Here is a 22,867-nt window from a genome sequence, read left to right as displayed (position 1 = left end):
ATCCTCCCAGCGTTCTAGTGTTTGAAATGACGGACGCCTGTGAAGACCATAGCAATTCCATACTCATTCGCGACCTTGATCGATTCTTCGTCTTTAATGGAGCCGCCTGGCTGAATAACTGCGGTAATACCTGCTTTAGCTGCCATTTCAAGTGTATCTCCCATTGGGAAGAAGGCGTCAGAGGCAAGGACTGATCCTTTGGACTTCTCGCCAGCTTGTTCAATCGCAATTTTTGCCGCGCCAACGCGGTTCATTTGCCCTGCACCTACGCCAACTGTCATATCATCCGCCGCTAATACAATCGCATTAGATTTCACATGCTTAACTACCTTCCAGCCGAACAACAGCTGTTTCAATTCTTCTTCGGTTGGCTTACGGTCCGTAACAACTTGCAGATCATCCGGGTTCACAGAATGCACATCGCTCTCCTGTACAACCATTCCTCCATCAATAGAGGTGACTACGAAGCTGCTCTTACGCGCGCTAGCCGTGCTAAGATTGCCGATTTTGAGCAAACGCAGGTTCTTTTTCTTCGTAAGGATTTCCAGTGCTTCATCCGTAAACCCTGGCGCCAATACGATTTCGAGGAAAATCTCTTTCAGCAGATTAGCAGTGTCTGCATCGATAATCCGGTTAGCGGCTACAATTCCGCCAAAGATAGAGGTTGGGTCTGCGTTGTAAGCTTTTTGATAAGCTTCGTATACACTTTCACCGACACCTACACCACAAGGATTCATATGTTTAATGGCTACGACAGCAGGTTCTTCAAATTCTTTCACGATTTGCAGCGCTGCGTTAGCATCGTTGATATTGTTGTAGGATAATTCTTTGCCATGCAATTGCTCAGCTGCTGTAAGAGTATCCCCCGCAGCCAAAGGCTTGCGATAGAAAGCCGCTTTTTGATGCGGATTCTCGCCATAGCGCAGATCCTGAATTTTCTCATAAGTCACGGTGTAGCGCTCAGGAAGCGGTTCGCCAGTAACATTAGCCAAATAATCGGAAATTAAGGCATCGTAAGCCGCCGTATGACGGAACACTTTTGCCGCAAGACGTTTGCGTGTTTCCAGCGTTGTATCTCCACCTGCGCGAACCTCTTCAAGCACTGTAGCATAGTCGTTAGCATCTACCACTACACTTACAAAAGCATGATTCTTCGCCGCAGAACGCAGCATCGTCGGTCCGCCGATATCGATATTCTCGATGGCTTCTTCATACGATACATCCGGTTTAGCAATGGTTTCCGCGAACGGATACAGATTTACTACTACCAGATCAATGTAGTCCAGACCAAGCTCTTTCATTTGACGCGTGTGTTCCTCATTGTCACGAACCGCTAGCAATCCGCTGTGTACAGCCGGGTGCAAGGTTTTGACACGTCCATCCATGATTTCCGGGAATCCTGTAACATCGGAAATACCGATGACTGGAACACCTTCCTTAGCCAAAAGCGTGCTTGTTCCACCTGTGGAAATAATCTCTACGCCTAATGCAGACAACTCGCGGCAAAAATCCACGATACCTTGTTTATCCGATACGCTAACTAGCGCTCTTTTGATACTCACTTTGAATAGTCCTCCTTCGGGTTGTACGTGCGATTTAATGTGATGACATCTAAAAGCTTGGGAAATTACTATAAGAAAGAATCTGACTCTATTACCTACTACACGACACATAATGCCGCTTATGCAATATTTCCCGAGAAATACCCTAAAATCTCTCCGCCTGTCACCAAATGTCGATCCAAAACTTCGAATGGCTACAGTGTGGCTTACTTTTCGCGGATAATCGTCTTTCTTCCACTCAGTTCCACTTTCCCGCTGGCAAAAGCGCCAACCACTTCAGGATACAACTCATACTCAACCTTATGAATCCGTTCCGCCAATGAATCTGCCGTGTCGTTATCCAACACAACTACGCTACGCTGAGCAATAACCGGCCCGGTATCCATACCTCCATCGACAAAATGCACAGTGACTCCCGTCAGCTTCACGCCATAATCCAGCGCTTGTCCGATCGCATCCTTTCCAGCAAAAGCAGGCAGCAGCGATGGGTGAATGTTAATAATCCGACCCGCATACGGCGTTAAAAGCACTGGTGTAATGAGGCGCATATACCCTGCCAACACAACCAGCCCGATTTCCCGCCGCTGAAGCTCTGCTACAATCTCTGTTTCGTAGAGTTCACGGCTGGCGAAGTCTTTTGGCCGCAGCAGGAGGGCGGGAATTCCCGCATCCTCCGCACGTTGTGCTACAGGCGCTTCCGGCTTGTCCGAGACAAGCAATTCAATCCTGCCGTCTCCAAGCAAACCTGCTTTCTGTGCCTCGATCAGTGCTGCAAAATTGCTGCCCTGCCCCGAAGCAAAAACAGCGATTCGACTTGATTGCATCACACTTCAGCTCCAGTAAAGGTTACTTTGCGTTCCCCTTCTGTTACTTTCCCAATGATATACGCCTCTTCTCCGCTAGCTTTAAGCAGTTCAAGAGCGCGTTCTCCATCAGCAGCGCTAACTACCAGAACAAGACCAATTCCCATATTAAAAGTAGTGAACATATCACGGTTGCTTACGTTACCTTTGTTCTGCATCAACCTGAAGATTGGCAGAATCGGCCACGATCCGTAATTGATCTCCACATCTACATTATCAGGCAATACGCGTGGGATATTCTCGATGAATCCGCCACCCGTAATGTGAGCCATACCTTTTACCGGAAGCTGCTCCAGCAGTGCCAGCAAAGGCTTCACATAAATCTTAGTTGGTGCAAGGAGTACATCCGCGAGCGGAGCGCCAAGCTCAGGAAGCACATCATTCAGGCCATAACCCTCTTGCTCAAGCAAAAGCTTGCGCACCAGCGAGAAGCCATTGCTGTGCACACCACTGGAAGCCAGACCAATCACTGTGTCTCCAGCAGCGATGTTAGCGCCTGTTACCAGCTTCGCTTTGTCAGCTACGCCCACTGTGAATCCAGCAATATCATATTCACCTGCTGAATACATACCCGGCATCTCAGCCGTTTCACCGCCAATCAGTGCACAACCCGCTTGGTGACAGCCTTCAGCGATTCCGGCTACGATAGCCTCAATTTTCTCCGGCACCACTTTGTCGCAAGCCAGATAGTCGAGGAAAAAGAGTGGCTCTGCACCTTGCACTACAATGTCGTTCACGCACATAGCTACAGCGTCGATGCCAATCGTATCATGGCGATCCGCCGCGAACGCGATTTTGAGCTTTGTGCCTACACCATCGGTTCCCGATACAAGCACTGGCTCTTCATATTTATCTTTATTGAGGCCAAACAGCGCTCCGAACCCACCAAGATCCGTCATTACTTCTGGACGGTAAGTACGTTTTACGTGCTTTTTCATGCGTTCTACCGCTTCATTACCAGCCGCAATATCCACTCCGGCGTTTTTATAAGCTTCCGACACTATTGGACACCTCATCTTTTAATAGTTTAGAGCGCGTTTGGGCGCATTCGGCTTTTGGGTGGTTGTAGGGGAGTTATTGCGAGGAATGTTTGGACTTCCGATCGCTGTTATGGTTGGATTTCCTGATTCGAACCGCTCTTCGCGGTAGAAATCCAACCATAAAGGCGAACGCTACGCTTCTACAGTTCCAAACTTCCTCTCCATAACTCCCTCCAACCACCGGTTTGTCCCTACTGCAAGCCGCAGTGCGCGCCTTGCACACGGACCTCAAGACCTCGGTGCATGAGCTGCGCCATGCACCTCCTTAAGCGAGACAAGCGGCCCTCGTATTTGCGAAGCAAACAGAGGGAAGCTTGGCAAGCCAGTCCCGGCGGCGGATGCAGCGGGGGGTGGAGCCGTGTCCCGTCCGTGCAAAGCACACAGGGACAAAGCGAGCACTCGTACCCAAGTCTTCTTAGCAAGTTATAACCTAACTCCTACCGCCGAGCTTTCGGGTGGCCGGAGGGCAGAGCCCTTCGGAATCCCCCTTTGAAAGGGGGACTTAGGGGGAGGTCAACACGAGCAGCCATCTTTCTCTGCCCCGCCAAAATCCACCTGCGTCGGGTAATCATTATCAAAGCAAGAAAGGCAAAGTCCGCCTTTGTAGTCGTCTTTGTTGTGTCCACCAATGGAAGAGATTAAGCCTTCCGGCGACAAAAATGCCAGGGAATCGGCGTTGATCTCTTCGCACATTTCCTCAATGGTCTTGTAGGACGCGATGAGGTCGCGGCGGTCTGGTGTATCAATGCCGTAGAAGCAAGGATTCTTGAACGGTGGCGAAGTAATCCGCACATGCACTTCAACAGCTCCCGCTTCCCGAAGCAGATTGACGATTCGGCGTGAGGTCGTGCCACGAACGATGGAATCATCGATCATAACGACACGTTTGCCATCAACTACGCTGCGCACGGCGCTCAGCTTCATCTTCACACCTTGCTCACGCAGTTCTTGGCTCGGCTGGATGAAGGTCCGTCCAGTGTACTTATTCTTAATGAGCCCAAGCTCATAAGGAATTCCCGTTTGCTCGGCATACCCGATGGCTGCTGAAATACTGGAATCCGGCACACCGGTTACGAGATCAGCATCGACAAAAGCTTCCAGTGCCATGCGGCTACCCATCCGCTTACGGGCGGAGTGCAGGTTAGAGCCGTTCATATCACTGTCTGGGCGTGAGAAGTAAATATACTCCATCGCGCACAGCGCTTTACGTTTGGGTTCGGTAAAACGGTCCTCTAAGAGGCCGTTTTTGTCGAGGACAAGCAGTTCGCCCGGCTCAATATCTCGAACCAGCTGCGCCCCAATGACCTCTAATGCGCAGGACTCGGAAGCAAAAATATAAGCTTCACCAATCCGTCCCATCACTAGCGGACGCAAGCCATGGGAATCTGAAGCGACAATCAACTTGTCATTTGTCATAAGCAGAAAAGCAAACCCGCCAACGAGCTGCTGCAGCGCATCTTTTGCCGCTTCAACAAAATCCTTTGGCGAACGGGCAATTAAATGCGCCAGCACTTCTGTATCACTCGTAGTTTGAAAGATCGATCCGCTTTGCTCCAGCTGTTTGCGGATCAACGGTTCATTTACTATGTTGCCGTTCGTAGCAATCGCCAAATCGCCGTCACGATATTTAAATACCAGTGGCTGCGCATTGGTTAAGCGACTGTCTCCACTAGTGGAATAACGTACATGCCCAATGGACATGTCTCCAACCAATGAGGCTATTTTGTCCTTGTCGAATACTTCTTTTACTAACCCCATCCCGCGGTGATAGTTGAAATCGCGGCCGTCTGCTACGCAGATTCCCGCACTTTCTTCTCCACGATGTTGTAAGGCGTGTAAGCCGTAATAAGACATGGACGCCGCTTCCGGGTGTCCGAAGACCCCGAAAACGCCGCATTCCTCTTTTAATGTGTCAAAAATATCTCCCGAGCCCGTTCCTTCATTGTAAAAGTCACCAGTCCACAGGATAGGAGTCTCCTGCTCTTTCCCGGTCTTTATTTCATAAGACATGGAATAGCATCCTCCCAAACGAATTTCAATTCTGCTACAGCTTCATCTAGTGCGGACACGCCGTCCAGATTTACGCGCAGTCTGTCTCCACCTACAGTTCCGATGATTTCCACGGGAACACCGCTGGCTGCAATCGCTGCTTTCAGCTCTTCCGCACGTTCAGGAGCGGCTGTCAGCACAATGCGTGATTGGCTTTCGCTGAACAATGCTACATCAGATCTAAGACCGTTAGCTGAAAGTTCAACGTTCGCTCCGATTCCGCCGCTGATACAGCTCTCTGCAAGCGCTACGGCTAGTCCACCTTCCGACAAGTCATGAGCGGAACGCACCAGACCGCCACGAATTGAGGTAAGGACTGCGTTCAGCAGTTTTTTCTCAGTAGCCAAATCCAAAGCCGGAGGACGACCTTCGGTCACTCCATGAACAGCATATTGGAATTCACTGCCGCCCAGCTCAGCCTTGGTCACTCCCAGCAGAAGAATGGAATCGCCTTCTTGCTTGAACCCTTGAGTCGTAATATGATCCGTGTCCGCTACTAAACCAACCATGCCGACAACCGGCGTTGGATAGATGGAACCCGTAGTATTTTCGTTATAAAGACTGACATTACCACCGATAACCGGAGTATCCAGCACACGACATGCTTCAGCCATACCATCAACCGCACGCTCCATTTGCCAGAACACATCAGGCTTCTCAGGATTTCCAAAGTTCAGATTATCCGTAATAGCCAGCGGTTCAGCACCGGAACAAACGATGTTACGTGCCGCTTCGCTGACTGCAATACGTCCGCCCACTTCAGGATCAAGATGAACATAACGGCCATTACAGTCTGTAGTCATCGCAAGTCCTTTACGAGTACCATGAATGGTAACTACAGCCGCGTCAGATCCAGGACGTACAGCTGTGCTCGTCCGCACCATGTAATCGTATTGATTGTATACCCATGCTTTACTTGCTACGGTTGGTGATCCAAGTACTGTACGCAATGCACCGCCCAGATCCGTAACTTCCTCATAACGAAGGGTATCTACCTTTTCATTCGCAATATAATAAGCAGGAACCTCAGAAGGTTTGTTATATACTGGGCACTCATCCACGAGCGCCGTTACTGGCATGTCACCAACAACCTCGCCGTGATGATACAATTTCAAGCGGCCATCATCCGTAACTTTACCGACTTTACAGCAGATAACACCCCAGCGGTCAAAAATCTCTTGTGCCTGGGCCTCATCCTTCGGCTCAACGACGAACAACATCCGTTCTTGTGATTCTGAAAGCATCATTTCGTAAGGCGTCATGCCCTCTTCACGTTGTGGCACCTGATCAAGATACAGCTCCAGACCATTGCCTGCTTTACTTGCCATCTCCGCACTAGAGCAGGTAAGACCCGCTGCGCCCATATCCTGAATCCCGATAACGATGCCGCTGTCGATCAGTTCTAGACAAGATTCCATAACGAGCTTTTCCATAAATGGATCGCCGACCTGTACAGCGGTACGTTTAGCTTCTGATTCCTCACTAAGCTCTACCGATGCAAAAGTAGCACCATGAATTCCATCACGTCCTGTAGGAGGGCCTACATAGAAGACAGGGTTGCCTACACCCTTAGCTACACCACGTTGGATTTTGTCATGATCAATTAGACCGACACACATTGCGTTAACAAGCGGGTTACCGTCATAGCTATCATCGAACATGATTTCGCCGCCAACCGTTGGAATCCCGATACAGTTACCATAACCGGCAATACCAGACACAACATGCTCGAACAAATACTTCACTCGATCACTTTCCAGCTTTCCGAAACGTAGTGAATTGAGGATTGCGATAGGTCTGGAGCCCATGGAGAAAATATCACGGATAATTCCGCCGACACCCGTTGCCGCACCTTGGAAAGGTTCTACCGCTGAAGGGTGGTTATGACTTTCGATTTTGAAAACAACCGCTTGGTTGTCACCGATATCTACAATCCCTGCACCCTCGCCAGGTCCCATCAGGACACGTGGTCCGGAAATTGGGAAACGTTTCAGGAGGGGTTTGGAGTTCTTATAGGCACAGTGCTCCGACCACATTACGCTGAATACGCCGATTTCAGTATAGTTCGGCAAACGTCCCATAAAAGACTTGATCAGCTCATATTCGCTGTCCGACACACCGAACTGGCTATAAATTTTCTGCTCCGCAATCTGTTCTGCGGTCGGTTCCTTAACGGATACTTGCTGCGTCATGACGATCCCTCCAAGTCTTCAGTATGGATGTAAACATTCTTTTGCCATCTTCTGAACCAAGTAAACTATTAGCCGCGCGCTCAGGGTGAGGCATCATGCCAACCACATTCCCTTGTATGTTACTAACACCCGCAATATCGGCTACGGAGCCATTAGGATTATCGCTATAGGTAAACACGATCTGATTGTTAGCTTTCAGCTCTGCCAAAGTCTCGTCATCACAGTAGTAGTTGCCTTCACCGTGTGCGATTGGGATGATGATTTCTTCATCTTTAGCATAGTCAATAGTAAATGGGGTTTCATTATTAACAACCTTAAGCACTGTATCGTGACAGCGGAACTTCATCGACATGTTGCGGCGAAGCGCACCTGGCAGCAAACCAGCCTCAGTAAGAATTTGGAACCCATTGCAAATGCCTAGCACGTATTTCCCTTGCTCTGCTGCTTTAGCAACTTCCGCCATAACAGGAGCAAATCTCGAAATCGCGCCACAGCGCAGGTAATCACCATATGAGAATCCGCCTGGAACCAAAATGCAATCATACGCCGACAAATCCGTCGCTGTATGCCACACATAGTCGACTGGTTCGCCGAGACTGTCCTCTACCGCCTTGTAGCAATCAATATCACAGTTGGAGCCTGGGAAGACAAGTACAGCAAATTTCATGTCGTTTAGTCCTCCAATTCGTAGCGGTAATCCTCGATCACCGTGTTGGCAAGTAGCTTTTCGCACATTTCCTTGAGACGAACTTCCGCTTCAGCACGGTTATCCGTATCCAGAGTCAGCTCCATATATTTCCCTATACGCAAGCTTTCAACTTCTTGGAAGCCTACCGAATGAAGTGCTCCTTGTACTGCTACCCCTTGTGGATCAAGAACGCTTTTCTTTATGGTGACATATACCGTCGCTTTTAACATATGCTTGTAGTTCCTCCTAAATTTTAATGAGCATACCCTCTGAAACTGAAATTCTACAATGAGTACATTTAGCTTCAAAAATATATACTGAATTTATTCCCATGAGTGCACACACTATGTTGAACTATAAAGACTTGCCAGTAAGACGATGATAAATGCCCAGATAACGCCGTGTAGTTTCTTCTACTACTTCCAGTGGGAGCGGATCAGGTTTACTATTCTTGTCCCAGGCAGATGCAGATAGATACGTACGAACAGGCTCTTTATCCATACTATCAATTTCAATATCAAGCGCGTATTTATCCTTAGCCCAGAAGCGGGAAGCATCCGGTGTAAAAATCTCATCGATCAGAATCACCTTACCGTCCAACAAGCCGAATTCGAATTTGCAGTCCGCAAGAATGATCCCACGCTCAGCACAATACTCTCTAGCAAAAGCGAACAGCTTTAAGCTCTTTTCCTGCAGCTCAAGCGCCAGATCAGCTCCGATTAATTCCTGCATTTTCTCAAACGGAATATCCTCATCGTGACCTACATCATTTTTAGCCGCAGGGGTAAAAATCGGTTCTGCCAGCAGCGCGTTTTTGCGGAGGTTAGCAGGAAGATCAATACCATTTACCTTGCCGGTTTCTTGATACTGTCTCCAGCCGCCGCCAGTGATGCATCCACGCACTACGCATTCGATATCAATACGCTCCGCTTTGCGTACCACCATGACACGGTTTCTGAGAGCCTCTTTGTCCTTAACTACGTCGCCGAGCAGATCCACATCGATATGAACGACATGATTCTCCATCAGCTCTTTAGTCTGTCCGAACCAGAACGCGCTCAGACGGTTAAGCACGTTGCCCTTTTCAGGGACTGCCGGGTCCAGCACATAGTCAAAAGCAGATATCCGATCTGTAACTACGATCAGTACATTTTCCCCTAAATCGTATAGCTCACGAACCTTCCCTTTGTAGAGCAGCGGCGCATTGATGAGTTCCACGGCTGTGGATACGGCCGATGATGTCATGACCTTTCCTCCCTTGAACTAATGATCTCCCTAATAACTATCTGGTCTCAAAGGCGTAACTCCGAGGAATGTTTGGACTTCCGATCGCTGTTATCCTCAGATTTCCTGATTGAACCGCTGCTGCGGTAGAAATCCGAGGATAAAGGCGCACGCTAACGCTTCTACAGTTCCAAACTTCCTCTCCATTACTCCTTCGACCGATTTCTTTTATTCCTAGTTCCTTAGTTCACCACTAACTTATCTTTTTTAGAGTCTCAAAGGCGTAACTCCGAGGAATGTTTGGACTTCCGATCGCTGTTATCCTCAGATTTCTTGATTTGAACCGCTTCTCGCGGTAGAAATCCGAGGATAAAGGCGAACGCTAACGCTTCTACAGTTCCAAAATTTCTCTCCGTTCCTTATCGACCAGTTGCATTTCAATTCTGCACAACCTTAACCGCTCGTACTATTCCTAGCTCCTTAGTTCACCACTAACTTATCTTTTCTTAGATAAGTTCTAGCTTGCGGAAGATGGTATCCACATGCTTAAGGTGCCAAGAAGGGTTAAATGCATCTTCAATCTCTTCTGGGGTGAGGACATTAGTGATTTCAGGTGTAGCTTCCACGATATCACGGAACTGCTTTTGCTCTTCCCAAGCTTGCATCGCACGTGGTTGAACGGTATCGTACGCTTGCTCACGGCTGAAGCCTTTATCAATCAGCTTGGTTAAGATCCGGCCGGAGAAAGGGACGCCGAAGGTACGATTCATGTTACGCTTCATATTCTCTGGGAATACAGTCAGGTTCTTCACGATGTTTCCGAAACGGTTCAGCATGTAGTTCAGCAGCATCGTTGCATCCGGAAGGATGATACGCTCCACTGAAGAGTGCGAGATATCGCGTTCATGCCAGAGCGGCACGTTCTCGTAAGCTGTAACCATATGTCCGCGAATCACGCGGGACAGACCGGAAATATTCTCGCAGCCAATAGGATTCCGTTTATGCGGCATAGCAGATGAACCCTTTTGACCTTTGGCAAAAGCTTCTTCTACTTCGCGAATCTCACTCTTTTGCAGAGCGCGGATTTCGGTAGCGAATTTGTCTAGCGAGGTTGCTACCAGAGCAAGAGCTGCCATATATTCAGCGTGACGGTCGCGCTGTAGAGTTTGTGTCGAGATCGGTGCAGGGCTTGTACCCAGCTTACGGCAGACAAATTCTTCTACGAATGGATCGATGTTGGCATACGTACCAACGGCTCCGGAGATTTTGCCAAATTGCACACCGTTCGCAGCATGGCGGAAACGCTCCAGGTTTCGTTTCATTTCTTCGTACCACAATGCCATTTTCAGACCAAAAGTAGTTGGCTCAGCATGAACCCCATGTGTACGGCCCATCATCGGTGTATCTTTATAAGCAATAGCTTTATCTTTAAGGATCTCAATGAAGTTAATAATATCCTTCTCTAGTATCTCATTCGCTTGACGCAACAAGTAACCCAGTGCTGTATCCACCACATCTGTGGAAGTAAGGCCGTAGTGTACCCATTTGCGTTCTGCGCCAAGGCTTTCGGAAACCGCACGAGTAAAGGCGATTACGTCATGACGTGTTTCCTGTTCGATTTCATCAATACGTGCGATGTCGAATTTAGCATCCTTACGCAGCTTAGCAGCGTCTTCATGTGGGATGACTCCCAGCTCCGCCCATGCTTCACAAGCGCATATTTCCACTTCCAGCCACGCTTTGAATTTATTCTCCTCAGTCCAAATGGCCCGCATCTCGGGTCTGCTGTAACGTTCGATCATATTCTTTAGTTCCTCCAAAGTTTAGATTGCTCCACCCAGGATAGGCCGTCTCCGGTATCCTTGCACAGCAGATTGATATGACCCATCTTACGACCAGTCTTACTCTCAGTCTTGCCATATATATGAAGCTTAGGTACAATACCCAGCTTATTATCTTTTTCCTCATGTGTACAGGTCGCTTTAATCGCACCATCCAAATGCTGACCTAATACATTTACCATAACTACAGGTGTCAAAAGCGTTGTATCGCCCAGCGGCAGATTACAAATCGCCCGGACATGCTGCTCGAACTGTGAGGTCACGCAAGCATCCATGGTGTAATGGCCGGAATTATGCGGTCTTGGTGCCAGCTCATTGACGAACAATTCACCGTCCGCTGTGACGAACATTTCCACGGCAAGCAGTCCAACCGCATTCAGGCCTGCGATTAAAGTCTCAGCCAGCTCGCAAGCTCTGCGCTGAATGTCCGCTGACACTCTTGCAGGCACAATGGACAGATGCAAAATATTGTTTACATGAATGTTCTCAGAAGGCGGAAAGCTTTTGACCTCCCCAGATGCACTACGTGCAGCAACAACGGATATTTCGCATTGAAAAGCTACAAACTTCTCAAGCACCAGCTCCGGAATCACCTCACCGGGTGCAACCTGCCGGAAGGCTTCTTCCAGCTCTTCTTCCTGACGAATCACAGCTTGACCCTTGCCGTCATAACCGCCTGTGGCTGTCTTGAGCACACAAGGTAGTCCAAGTTCAGCCGCCGCCTCTTTTAGCTCCGCAAGGCTGTCCACCTTCCGGTACGGGGCGACCGGAACGCCCGCCGCCTCGATGGCGGCTTTTTCGCGCAGCCGATGCTGCGTGGTATACAGCAGCGCGCTGCCCTGCGGCACGTACGATTCTTCCGCCAGCAGCGCTGCTACGCCCGCGTCGACGTTCTCGAACTCGTACGTGATGACGTCCGAGCGGCGGGCCAGCTCCCGCGCCGCGTCCCGGTCGTTATACGCCGCCGTAATCTGCGGCGTAACTTGACCGCTAGGCGCATCCGGCGCAGGATCCAGCGCCACGAAGCGGTACCCCATGGCGCTGCCGGCCAGCGCCATCATGCGCCCGAGCTGCCCGCCGCCGAGCACGCCGACGGTCGAGCCGGGCAGCAGCGTCCGGACGGTGTCCGCACCGGACGCTTGTGCGGCTGGCGAAGCTGCGCCGCCAGCCTCCTGCAGCTTCAGCTCCTCCGGCCTCATAAGCTGTCGCTGCTTTCCAATACTTCATCGCGGATCGCATCCCGACGCAGCTGCACACGCTGCTGCACTTCGGGGTCGAACGCTCCGATGATCTGTGCGGCCAGCAGGCCTGCATTTACAGCGCCTGCTTTACCAATAGCTACTGTTGCTACCGGTATGCCTCCAGGCATCTGCACGATGGAGAGCAGCGAATCCAGCCCATTAAGTGCTTTCGACTGCACGGGCACTCCAATCACTGGCAGGATCGTCTTTGCAGCCACCATACCCGGTAAATGTGCGGCGCCGCCTGCTCCTGCAATAATCACGCGAATACCGCGGCCAGCGGCTTCCTCCGCATAGCGGAACATCAAGTCCGGTGTACGGTGCGCGGATACTACCTTCTTCTCATAAGACAAACCCAGCTCTTCCAGCACCCCACAAGCGTGCTCCATCGTATCCCAATCCGACTTACTACCCATGATGACAGCTACCTGCACAGACATGATTCGACCTACCTTCCAATCACTAGTATGAGATATCTTTATCTTGTAAATCCGAACAAGCAGAGACTACATTCTCGTCCTTCAGGGATGACTATCGTTTTCCTTAATAATATAAGGTTGATGTATTACGTGTAACTTATTCCTTATATTAAAAAAGCCCGATGTCCAGACGCATTTTGCTGCGGGAGGATCGGACTAGTAAAGGAATTAGGAAAAAACACTCCCGCTTGCCTCTCACCAAACTGGCATTAAGCGCGGAAAGCTGCACAATGCATCACTCCATTATCTGGACTGCATTATCGCATTCTAGCATCCTATTTCCTCGTAGTCCGGTAATTTACGGTTCCCGGGTAGAAACTTCCGGGCCATATTCCCGGTTTTATACGAGTTCTTCATGACATCAGTTTAACAATCCCCTACACATGATGTCAACTCAAACACGAACATTGGTAAAATCACCATAATAAATGTTCGCTTTTGGGCGAATTTAAATTCTCAATAACCTTATATTTTGTGAAGAAGTACTTCTTTCCGTACGCTCCTACCTCTAGCGCTCTATGGTGTTTAAGCTCCAGATTAAGACCTGTACAGCCTTAAATTGAAAAAAAGGAACGCTATCAGCGTCCCTTTGAACTCTATATTATTTTACAACCAGCACTGGAATACGAGCGCTTTGTACTACATTATGGCTGACACTGCCCAGAACAAATTCACGTATACCGCCAAGCCCGCGGCTGCCGATAACTATGATGTCTATAGCATTTTCCTTAGCATATTTCAAAATCACTTCCGCAGGAGATCCTTGTAAAAGCTCAACCTCAGCATTCAGGCCTTCAGCCTCAAGGCGTCCCTTCACTTCCTCGGTTGTCTGCACTGCCAAATCATAATATTCTTTATTTACTGAAGCTGGTAGTGGTGCAAGAGCTTCTCCGATAAAAAATCTTGGGAATTCAAATGCGTGTACGACATGCAATATAGAACCTGGTGTGACTTTAGCGAGTTCAATTGCGCGCTCCAATGCTTGATTAGAAGCCTTTGAACCGTCATAGGCTAGCAAAATTTTAGAGAATAACATGTACGCCACCTCTTTTTCTAGTTTGTAATCCTAAAGACTATTATCTTAAAAAATAGCTGTACAAAAAGATATTCAGCAGCAGCAGAAGCGGAATTCCGATCCTGAAGGATGTATGACGCGTCTTGTGGCGCTTACGGTACATGGCAATCAGCACACCTAGTGCGCCGCCCATGGCTGCCAGCAGAAAAAGTGTTTTCTCAGGTACACGTTCCCGCCTTTTGCGGGCTTTGTTCTTGTCCTCGGACATCACTACATACCCGATAATATTAATTACCACAAACCACAACATTACAACCTTGACCATTCTCCCGGGCTCCTCCTCCTTGCTTCCTATCTCTATTATATTCCCCTTTCGCACAAAAAACCAATCATCCTTACACGCTCTGCCAAGTCTGTTAAGTTTCTTTTAGCTGCTTCTGCTTCGTATCCTTCATCCATACCCAGGATAAAATTGTAGCCAACGCCGCCGCAATCCCACCTAACCAGAATCCTCCGGTCAAGCCATATACAGAGCTCATCCAACCTGCTACGAATGGCCCTGCTGACATCCCTATCGCATAAACGGCCTGATAGAAACCCATAGCTGTAGCCCGTTTAAAAGGATCTATTTCTGATACGGATTTACTCAACAGCAGCGGAAAAATAAGTCCCTGCATAAAACCATTCCCCACCTGAGTCAGACAAAGCGCCGCTAACGTCGGCATAGAAGGAATGAGCAGCGTAAACAACGCGCTTCCCGCGAAGCCTAGCATAAGCTTCCCTCTATCACCCAGCAGCCCTCCAAACAGACGTGAGCCGTAGAGCGTTGCGATGGCATGCGGAATCATAAAAGCAAGTGTTAGCCAGCCCAAGCTTTCTTTGCTTGCTCCGATATTCAGCGCCTGGTTCGGAGTATATCCGAACATCGTTATAAATAGCACACAGTGTGCCAGCACAGACAACAGTGATACTTTTACCAGCAGAGGTTCCTTTACAACACCAGCCAGCTCCTTGATCTGTATGGCATTTTGCCGTTTTTCCTGCTTTTGTTCCGGTAACCGAAGCGCAAGTATTAGTGCCGCAATAGCTACAATTCCCCCAATCAGGAAGGGGGCATTCCAGCCCCAATGCTCTACCATATAGCCGCTGATCATCATGCTGGTCAATTGGGCGATTACTGTAGTGAATTGCAGCATGCCCATCGCTTTTCCAGCTTCCTCTTTTGGAAAATATCCTGCGAACATCACAGAGTACACAACCCATGCCGATGCTGCTATCCCGGATACCGCACGTGCTGCCAACGCCCAACCCGGCTGTGCTCCCCACATAAAAAGAAAACAGCTGACTCCACTCGCAATCAATCCCAGATAGATAAACGGCCGCCGCCTATTTAAATAATCTGAACCGATGCCAATGGGTATACGGAATAGGATCTGCATTAACCCATATATCCCAAGCACCATGCCCACCATAAAATACGATGCTCCCAAATGCTCAACATATGGTGAAAGCACCGGCACATAAATATAAGAAGAGAACCAAAACATAAATACAATAACCAAAAAGAAAAACCTGCTGCTTCCTTGCCCCTGTGGGCGATCTGCCGCTTTCAACGGATTCGCCTGCTGCTCAGCTGCCACCTAATCACCTGCTCCACTCATTTGCTTTCCATTCTAATTCAAAGCCTATCCGTAGACCACATAAACTTACTAGGATAGAAAAAAGACTACTGAGCACACTCAGCAGCCTTCATTATTCTAATCATTCATTTTAATTGAAGCTAACCATCCGATGATTCCTACTACTTATCCTTCTTTTGTCCTTCAAGCGCTGCTTTCAGCAGTTCCCCAAGGTTAGAACCAATGCTTTCCTGCTTACTGTATTGCTGCACCAGCTTTTGCTGTTCACGTTTATTAACATGCTTGTGATCCTTATCTAAGGTCTCTGTGATTCCACAGCCTAGACATTGTACGAACATGCCTGCTTTACCCTCTTTAAGCTCCATTTTCTTATGGCACTGTGGGCAGCGGCGATTCGATAGTCTTTTCTCACCTGCACGGGTGTAACCACAGTTATCTGCAGGACACACCAGCAGCTTACCTCGTTTGCTCTTCTTCTCGAGCAGTCTTGTACCGCATTCCGGACAGTGGCTGTTAGAGACATTATGCGGCTTATATTCTGCTCCGCTAGTTTTCACACCTGTTACCAATTCCTGTGCCATACCGCGGATACCTTGTAAAAAGAGCTCCGGTTTACCTTGACCACGCGCTATTTTCTCCAGCTCAGCTTCCCAACGTGCGGTTAGATCCGGGGTTCGTAGCTGAGTGGATACCAGCTCGATTAACTGCTTACCTTTTCCTGTCGGATGCAGGAGATTACCTTGCCGCTCAATCGTATCGGAGCTTACCAGCTTCTCAATAATATCCGCGCGTGTAGCCGGGGTTCCGAGGCCGTGCTTCTCCATTTGCGTCAACAGCGAAGCTTCATTATAACGCTTCGGTGCCTGTGTTCGGCCAGCACGCACCATACAGCGGCCAATCGTGACAGCAGCCCCTTCGCGCAGCTCAGGCAGCTTTACACTGCCCGCTGCCGGCTCGTCCGCAGATTCCTCCTCGTCATCACTACTCATATCTCCGCCGTATACTTCGCGCCAGCCGGCATCTTTTACTGTCGTCCCTTTGACATGGAAGCTTTCGCCTTCCACATTGACGGTTACAGCTACCGCATCATAACGAGCTGGCGGATAGAACAAGCTTATAAAACGCCGCACAATCAGATCATACAACTTACGTTCCTCAGTACTCAGACCATTTAACAATACGGTCTGTTCTGTAGGAATAATAGCGTGGTGATCACTAACTTTACTATCATCCACGATTCGCTTCGTAATCGGCAGCTGCTTGCGCAGCAATGGACGTGCTAACGCTGCATATGGACCGACCGCAACACTATCCAGTCTTTCCTTGAGTGTGCCCGTCATATCTGAAGTTAAGTAACGGCTGTCCGTACGCGGGTATGTGACAAGTTTATGCTGCTCATATAACCGCTGCAGCACACTGGAGGTCTGCTTCGCGGAGAAGCCGAACTTCCGGTTCGCATCACGCTGCAGTTCAGTCAGATCATAAGCCAGTGGATGAGGTTCACTTTTCTCACTCTTCTGTACCTTAATAATACGGCCGCTGCGTCCTGTAAGCTTATCCTTTAAGCTGGCTGTCTTATCCTTTTCGAATATTCGACCATCACCGTTACTGGCCCGCCATGCCGCTTGGAAATCCCCAAAATCAGCAGTCAGCGTCTCAAAATCGACGGAACGGAAACCCGTAATCTCCTGTTCACGATCCATGATCATCCCTAATGTCGGCGTTTGTACCCGTCCTGCTGAGAGCGGCGAACCGAACTTACAGGTCAAAGCTCTTGTGACATTCAGTCCAATCATCCAATCCGCCTCTGCGCGGCAACGTGCAGATTCATACAACCGATCAAATTCCCGGCCCGGACGGAGTTTTGCAAATCCCTCTTTAATTGCCTTATCAGTCTGCGAGGATATCCATAACCGCCGGAACGGCTTTTTCCACCCTGCCATATTCATAATCCAACGAGCCAGCAGCTCCCCTTCACGGGCAGCATCTGTAGCAACAATAAGCTCCTCAATGTCCTGACGCTTCATTAGATGCTGGACAGCTTTATATTGCTGGTTGGTCTCCCGCAGCACCTTCAGCTTGGTCTTCTCCGGCAAAATCGGCAGATCCTCCAAGGCCCAAGTTGCAAACTTTTTATTATAATCCTCTGGCTCTGCCAGGCCGACCAAATGACCCAGCGCCCAGGTAACCACATATTTTGGACCTTCAATATAACTCTTCTGTTTATTATTGCATCCCATGACCCGTGCAATCTCGCGTGCAACAGACGGCTTCTCCGCCAATACTAATGTCTTCATAATGCTCCCCTTTCCACATCAAATTTCATTATAGCATTAAATGAATGTTAGCAAATATCGTCAGGCTTTACCGTATGCCTCTGTTATACACTAGATCATATCTGATACCCGAAAGGAGTCATAGTCAATGAATGAACAAGAAAGCTATAATATATTATCTATAGGATCGGTTAGAGGTACAGCACATAATTTGCGGCTTGAAATCAACCCGGAATTCAGACCAGCGCTTAAAGGTTTATCTCAGTTTAGTCATTGCCAAGTACTTTGGTGGCTGCATGAGTTTGCAGAGGATCATTTCCGGCAGACTACACAGATTCAGCCTCCTTATGATGCGACCTTAACTGGAGTATTCGCTTCCCGTTCCCCTATTCGCCCTAATCCGATTGGGCTAAGTGTAGCAGCAATCCTGTCTGTCGATGTAGACTCTGGAATAGTGGAGGTGGCCGGGCTTGATGCCTATCCGGGCACACCGGTTCTCGACATCAAAGCCTATTTTCCTAGTGCAGATCGCGTAATGGAAGTGACAGTTCCCGATTGGGCTGCTGTTTGGGGCGACTGGACAGCAAATCATTGAAGTAATCGTGCTAGACACCATTTCTATTAACTGTTATGGGAGGACATCTCTTGAACAATCGCCAACTAATCATTCAAGCCTTAGATCTCATTGAGGATCGCTTAACTACGTTTCTTCCTGTAGCTGTCCTCTCCAAAGAAATGGGATACTCCCTTTATCATTTCACCCGTCTATTTCAAGCAGTCACTGGGGTAGCACCCGGCGACTATATAGCCAGACGCAAAATCACTGAAGCAGCCTTAGACATTCATCGAATGCCAGAACGTTCATTCCAGGACATCTCATTAGACTATAACTTTAGTAACTATGAGACCTTTACCCGTGCCTTCAAAAGAATGCTGCACACGACTCCCTCTCTTGTTCGAAAAAGACTTACTGAAACGAAACTCCCTTTGCTCCCTAGACTATATGAACAGGATCTACTTCAAGTCCTTTCTGATAGTGATCTCTCCCCCCAACTCGTTGATTTAGGAGAAATTATACTTCAAGGACCCGTAGTTAAAGTAGACCATGATTTCTCCGTCATTTCTGATACTTGGCCTTTGCTTTTCAATAAGGTAGCCACTATATCGGATAGAATACAGCCTGAAAAATATTATCAGCTTGGCTTCTGGCCAGATGACTATGAGAGTAATGGGTTTTCGATCATGTGTGCCTGCGAACTTAGTCCTATAAAAGCAGACCACAATCAGACTTTCCCCCTTCAGATCTTACCACCCATACGTTATCTGAAATTCATCCATAAAGGCCGCTCTTGTGATATCCCTTCTACCTATAAATATATCTACGGAATCTGGCTGCCGAAAACAGAATACAGGATGTCCATTCCATTTGAATTAGAATATTATGGTGAATTGTACCTTGGACCAGATAACGAAAACTCGGTGAGTGAAATCTACATTCCATTAGAATTTTTACAAGAAGAGACTACGTTGTCGTCTTTTATAGATGACAACCGTTACTCTTAGAAATATAAAGATATTATAGTTTTCTAGCTTATTAATTCTCATTTTTTAACAAAAAGCCCGTGTCTGCATAGCAGATACGGGCTTTTTTTGCTTATGGGATTAATAGTTACTTTTGCTCCACCTGAATCGTTTGTTCAAGCTCCGGATAATAATGTTTAACTTGTTTTCCTTCTTCATCCCTTAATGCTTTATGATTTTCATCAATGGAGTAAGTAAACGGCTTAACTGTAATTGTCTTTGGTGTTTGCGCGAACGGTATGAAATCTTTATCTACCAAAGGATAGACTATAGCTGGCAAGTTAAATGACCCACCCGATGAGAACGCATTACCTAGTTCATCAACAATTTCATAGAACATTTCAGAGGTTGTGTATCCATCCTTTTCTTTCACAGTTGGCGCTTTACCTTCTTCGCTGAGCTGTAATCTGCTTGTGGCTGGAGTTAATTCCAGCTTGGTAATCGTATAACTGAATTCTTCTGCCTCTTTTGTTTGGTTCAGATCAAGCTTGATAATTCCTTCCGTTACTTTTTTCACCGGCACCTTGATTACAAAAGGCTCTGCAATTTGTGTAACCGGCACACTGATGCTTAATTCAAATTCATCCCCCAAAGCCTCTATATTATTTAGATTTCTGTAATCGTATAAAATAGCATTCTTTTTTCCCTCAACATCACCAAAAGATGACATTTGGCTCTCCAGTTTTTTCCCATTCGGCAATTTCACTTCTGCTGAACCCAACAACCCTTTTTCGGACTGGTTCATTGTCACTTTCGCATGTTGTTCTGTTAGCGATGGATCGAACTCAATCGGTTCAATAATCATCTCAGCCATCATCTTATCATTATCAATGCCTTCCCGTTCAATCGCAAAAGCCAACCGCGAGCCGTCATAATAGGCATCGGTAACCTTTAAGGTCACTCCATCATGGGTAACGCTTTGGTTAGGGGCAGTAGATAATCCTTTTTCCTCAGCAGCATTTAGACCTTTATCGTCAATCCCCTTAAAAATACTTCCTACAACAGGAATCTGCTTCAATGTTTCTGCCATGACCGGGGATACAAATCCGCTACCGATTATCCCTGCACCCAACACTGCTGCTGCCGAGGCAGCCACCAATGATTTTTTCAGAAACTTATTTCCATTCTTTCTTGACGCTCGTTTTTCCATTCCCTCGTCTCCTATTCGCTTCATAATTGAATCACTGAAACTGTCTACCGGCATTTCATGATTTTGGAATGTTTGACGAATGTGCTCCATCTTCTGACTTTCAGTTGGATCTTGCCATTTCTCCATGAGGGCTGCCTCCTTCATTCATTCTTTGCCGGACTAATTTTTTGCGTAGACGTTCAAATTTCTTGCGTAAAGTAGCTGAATTACAATCCATAATCTGACCCATTTCTTCAAAGCTGTACTGCTCAACCACCTTAAGAATCAGGAGATTGCTCTCTTCGGCTGTCAGGTCATCCATAAATAACTTCTGCAATGGCTCCTCATCGTTAGGATTATAATAGGCTTTGGGCTGCTGCTCTTTATATAGCGACAACAGACGGTTTCTTCGCTTGCGTTTGCGAACCTGATCCAGACAATGATGATAGGCCACTTTATACAGCCATGCACTAAAAGAGACTCGTTTCTCATAACGTCTGAGTTCCTGATACACTTTTACAAATATATCTTGCACAGCATCCTCTGCTTCTTCATGACTTCTCAAAATATAATAGCAATACGTATAAATCTTTCTTTCATAGGCTTGTATTATAGTTCTATAGGCTTCGCGGTTACCCGCAAGAACCTGATCGATAGCCTCTTCAATTATTGTTTGATTCACTTGGACCCCGGGGCTGCGACGTTCCAAAGAATCACCTCCTTGTTATTGACTACAACTATATAACGAATGTGATCCCTTTAATTGTGACAGGCTCAAAAAAATTTTCCAAATATGTTAGAAACATCATCCGTTTTCAATAAAAAAAGCGATTGCCCCGATTGATTTTCGGAGAAATCGCTTTTATAATAATATTCCATATTTATAAATTACTTACTTATTCGTACTATTTGACACTTTTTAACGCTATACATGCTTCAAAATATACAGTATCACTATTCTGACCGCGTACATATATACCATCATCCGTTACAGCTGAACGTAAAATAGTCAGTTCATCCCCAAACTTAGCTTCTTGTAGATAAGTAATCCGGAAGCGTGTGAACTCTGCATTATCCCATTCCGCTAAAGTGAGCGCATCACAACATAAATCCCCGTATCGGGCATTATTCAAATGTCCGTTGCTGTCCAGCCCACTATATCTTACCTGATACCGATAAGCTTCTTCCATAGTAATATCAGAAGGGATCGTTACCTTAACAGGCATATCGCCTACTGAATCGCCATTATAGTGCTTAACCTGAACCGGAAGGGCATTCGGTCTAAGTATCTTTCTCTTCTCAATATCTACTAAAGCCCATATGGATCGTGCTGTGGCGATTTCTATATGATCTGCATCGAAAATACGATAATCCCGTTGCCACAGTGCCCCTTTAGTTCCTTTACTCCAGGTATGTACGCTGAGCACATCATTCGGGCGGGGAATACGTTTAAAATCAAGATCTAACGTGATCATCATCCAGCCCATTCCTGCATTCAGAATTTCTTCCACACTTATCCCCAAATTACCCACTGCGAAGTCTGCCGCACATTGCATGATATCCAGAATAAAGGATAACTTACCCTGCGAACGATAATCCGTGTCGCTCGCATGTACAGAAAAATCTTCTATCCACACAAGATTGCTACTGTTGTCCATTGTTTATCCTCCTGCCATGCAAAATATCCTTGCATTTACTTGAAGTATCCACATATACCACTGCTCTATCCACATAAATTGGGGACTACTTTCATTTTTGAATATATTTTATTATTTCATCCACATGTTAGTAACTTTTATAATTCCGTTAATTCCCCATAACTTATCCACATTATTTAAATTAAGTGATAAAGGGAACAAAAAAGCCATTGTTGATAAATCAACAATGGCTTCGTGTGCTTGGCAACGTCCTACTCTCCCAGGACCCTTCGGTCCAAGTACCATCGGCGCTGGAGGGCTTAACGGTCGTGTTCGGGATGGGTACGCGTGGAACCCCTCCGCTATCGCCACCAAACATGCATCTGTGAAACAGACGCTGCCGCGTGAAA

Annotated in this window: 20 protein-coding genes, 1 rRNA gene and 1 riboswitch; of the genes, 2 read left to right on the top strand and 19 right to left on the bottom strand. The window is 47.4% G+C overall.

Annotated features, from left to right (window positions below; all coding sequences use genetic code 11):
- Positions 1 to 14 precede the first annotated feature (14 nt).
- From purH to NYE58_RS03740, 15 genes are all read right to left on the bottom strand, one after another.
- Positions 15 to 1,562, bottom strand: a complete 1,548-nt coding sequence (gene purH / locus NYE58_RS03810) for a bifunctional phosphoribosylaminoimidazolecarboxamide formyltransferase/IMP cyclohydrolase (RefSeq protein WP_076279485.1) — start codon at positions 1,560 to 1,562, stop codon at positions 15 to 17.
- Between the two features lie 206 nt (positions 1,563 to 1,768).
- Positions 1,769 to 2,386 carry a phosphoribosylglycinamide formyltransferase gene (gene purN, locus NYE58_RS03805; protein ID WP_341001126.1) on the bottom strand — a complete coding sequence of 206 codons (618 nt, stop codon included), beginning with the start codon at positions 2,384 to 2,386 and terminating at the stop codon, positions 1,769 to 1,771.
- Positions 2,386 to 3,426 (bottom strand): phosphoribosylformylglycinamidine cyclo-ligase, encoded by a 1,041-nt coding sequence (gene purM / locus NYE58_RS03800; RefSeq protein ID WP_341001124.1) that lies wholly within the window; start codon positions 3,424 to 3,426, stop codon positions 2,386 to 2,388. The genes purN and purM overlap by 1 nt, the downstream gene beginning before the upstream one ends.
- Before the next feature lie 552 nt (positions 3,427 to 3,978).
- Positions 3,979 to 5,475, bottom strand: a complete 1,497-nt coding sequence (gene purF / locus NYE58_RS03795) for an amidophosphoribosyltransferase (protein ID WP_036680905.1) — start codon at positions 5,473 to 5,475, stop codon at positions 3,979 to 3,981.
- Complete coding sequence (purL, locus tag NYE58_RS03790) at positions 5,460 to 7,706, bottom strand: phosphoribosylformylglycinamidine synthase subunit PurL (protein WP_038568661.1); 2,247 nt, start codon at positions 7,704 to 7,706, stop codon at positions 5,460 to 5,462. The genes purF and purL overlap by 16 nt, the downstream gene beginning before the upstream one ends.
- The gene (gene purQ, locus NYE58_RS03785; protein ID WP_076278150.1) at positions 7,684 to 8,373 is read right to left on the bottom strand and encodes a phosphoribosylformylglycinamidine synthase subunit PurQ; all 690 of its coding nucleotides are present in this window, start codon (positions 8,371 to 8,373) and stop codon (positions 7,684 to 7,686) included. Before purQ ends, purL begins: the two co-directional genes overlap by 23 nt.
- A gap of 5 nt (positions 8,374 to 8,378) precedes the next feature.
- Positions 8,379 to 8,624 (bottom strand): phosphoribosylformylglycinamidine synthase subunit PurS, encoded by a 246-nt coding sequence (purS, locus tag NYE58_RS03780; protein ID WP_036680912.1) that lies wholly within the window; start codon positions 8,622 to 8,624, stop codon positions 8,379 to 8,381.
- 124 nt (positions 8,625 to 8,748) lie between these two features.
- Positions 8,749 to 9,639: a phosphoribosylaminoimidazolesuccinocarboxamide synthase gene (locus tag NYE58_RS03775; protein WP_341001121.1), complete on the bottom strand. Its 891-nt coding sequence runs from the start codon at positions 9,637 to 9,639 to the stop codon at positions 8,749 to 8,751.
- Positions 9,640 to 10,124: 485 nt separating this feature from the next.
- On the bottom strand, positions 10,125 to 11,420 hold the full coding sequence (purB, locus tag NYE58_RS03770) for an adenylosuccinate lyase (protein ID WP_036680917.1): 1,296 nt from the start codon (positions 11,418 to 11,420) through the stop codon (positions 10,125 to 10,127).
- 5 nt (positions 11,421 to 11,425) lie between these two features.
- Positions 11,426 to 12,658: a 5-(carboxyamino)imidazole ribonucleotide synthase gene (purK, locus tag NYE58_RS03765; protein WP_076309277.1), complete on the bottom strand. Its 1,233-nt coding sequence runs from the start codon at positions 12,656 to 12,658 to the stop codon at positions 11,426 to 11,428.
- Complete coding sequence (purE, locus tag NYE58_RS03760; RefSeq protein ID WP_036680920.1) at positions 12,655 to 13,140, bottom strand: 5-(carboxyamino)imidazole ribonucleotide mutase; 486 nt, start codon at positions 13,138 to 13,140, stop codon at positions 12,655 to 12,657. The genes purK and purE overlap by 4 nt, the downstream gene beginning before the upstream one ends.
- 305 nt (positions 13,141 to 13,445) lie before the next feature.
- Positions 13,446 to 13,547: riboswitch (purine riboswitch) on the bottom strand.
- 233 nt (positions 13,548 to 13,780) lie between these two features.
- Positions 13,781 to 14,215, bottom strand: a complete 435-nt coding sequence (locus NYE58_RS03755) for a universal stress protein (protein WP_036680923.1) — start codon at positions 14,213 to 14,215, stop codon at positions 13,781 to 13,783.
- Positions 14,216 to 14,255: 40 nt separating this feature from the next.
- Complete coding sequence (locus NYE58_RS03750) at positions 14,256 to 14,519, bottom strand: DUF1294 domain-containing protein (RefSeq protein WP_036680925.1); 264 nt, start codon at positions 14,517 to 14,519, stop codon at positions 14,256 to 14,258.
- Positions 14,520 to 14,610: 91 nt separating this feature from the next.
- Positions 14,611 to 15,834, bottom strand: a complete 1,224-nt coding sequence (locus NYE58_RS03745; RefSeq protein ID WP_339281646.1) for an MFS transporter — start codon at positions 15,832 to 15,834, stop codon at positions 14,611 to 14,613.
- A gap of 161 nt (positions 15,835 to 15,995) precedes the next feature.
- Positions 15,996 to 18,131, bottom strand: coding sequence for a DNA topoisomerase III (locus NYE58_RS03740; RefSeq protein WP_341001118.1), 2,136 nt, complete (start codon positions 18,129 to 18,131; stop codon positions 15,996 to 15,998).
- 127 nt (positions 18,132 to 18,258) lie between these two features.
- On the opposite strand from NYE58_RS03740, the gene tsaA reads away from it, so the two are divergent.
- Together tsaA and NYE58_RS03730 are read left to right on the top strand one after the other, a co-directional pair.
- Complete coding sequence (tsaA, locus tag NYE58_RS03735) at positions 18,259 to 18,705, top strand: tRNA (N6-threonylcarbamoyladenosine(37)-N6)-methyltransferase TrmO (protein WP_076148050.1); 447 nt, start codon at positions 18,259 to 18,261, stop codon at positions 18,703 to 18,705.
- A gap of 50 nt (positions 18,706 to 18,755) precedes the next feature.
- Positions 18,756 to 19,673 (top strand): AraC family transcriptional regulator, encoded by a 918-nt coding sequence (locus tag NYE58_RS03730; protein ID WP_076278146.1) that lies wholly within the window; start codon positions 18,756 to 18,758, stop codon positions 19,671 to 19,673.
- A gap of 106 nt (positions 19,674 to 19,779) precedes the next feature.
- Here NYE58_RS03730 and NYE58_RS03725 read toward each other — a convergent pair whose 3' ends face one another.
- The 4 genes from NYE58_RS03725 to rrf all read right to left on the bottom strand — a co-directional run bounded on the left by NYE58_RS03725 (position 19,780) and on the right by rrf (position 22,833).
- The gene (locus tag NYE58_RS03725; protein ID WP_076278145.1) at positions 19,780 to 20,967 is read right to left on the bottom strand and encodes a DUF4179 domain-containing protein; all 1,188 of its coding nucleotides are present in this window, start codon (positions 20,965 to 20,967) and stop codon (positions 19,780 to 19,782) included.
- A complete protein-coding gene (locus tag NYE58_RS03720) occupies positions 20,942 to 21,502 on the bottom strand; it encodes an RNA polymerase sigma factor (protein ID WP_340397706.1) in 561 nt (186 codons plus the stop codon). Before NYE58_RS03720 ends, NYE58_RS03725 begins: the two co-directional genes overlap by 26 nt.
- Before the next feature lie 223 nt (positions 21,503 to 21,725).
- The gene (locus NYE58_RS03715; protein ID WP_076148044.1) at positions 21,726 to 22,478 is read right to left on the bottom strand and encodes an acyl-[acyl-carrier-protein] thioesterase; all 753 of its coding nucleotides are present in this window, start codon (positions 22,476 to 22,478) and stop codon (positions 21,726 to 21,728) included.
- 238 nt (positions 22,479 to 22,716) lie between these two features.
- A 5S ribosomal RNA gene (gene rrf / locus NYE58_RS03710) occupies positions 22,717 to 22,833 on the bottom strand.
- Positions 22,834 to 22,867: the final 34 nt, after the last annotated feature.

Origin of the sequence: Paenibacillus sp. FSL L8-0708 (genome assembly GCF_038009325.1) — a bacterium.
Taxonomy (GTDB): Bacteria; Bacillota; Bacilli; order Paenibacillales; family Paenibacillaceae; genus Paenibacillus_AQ; species Paenibacillus_AQ odorifer.
This window is presented reverse-complemented; position numbering and strand designations above follow the sequence as displayed.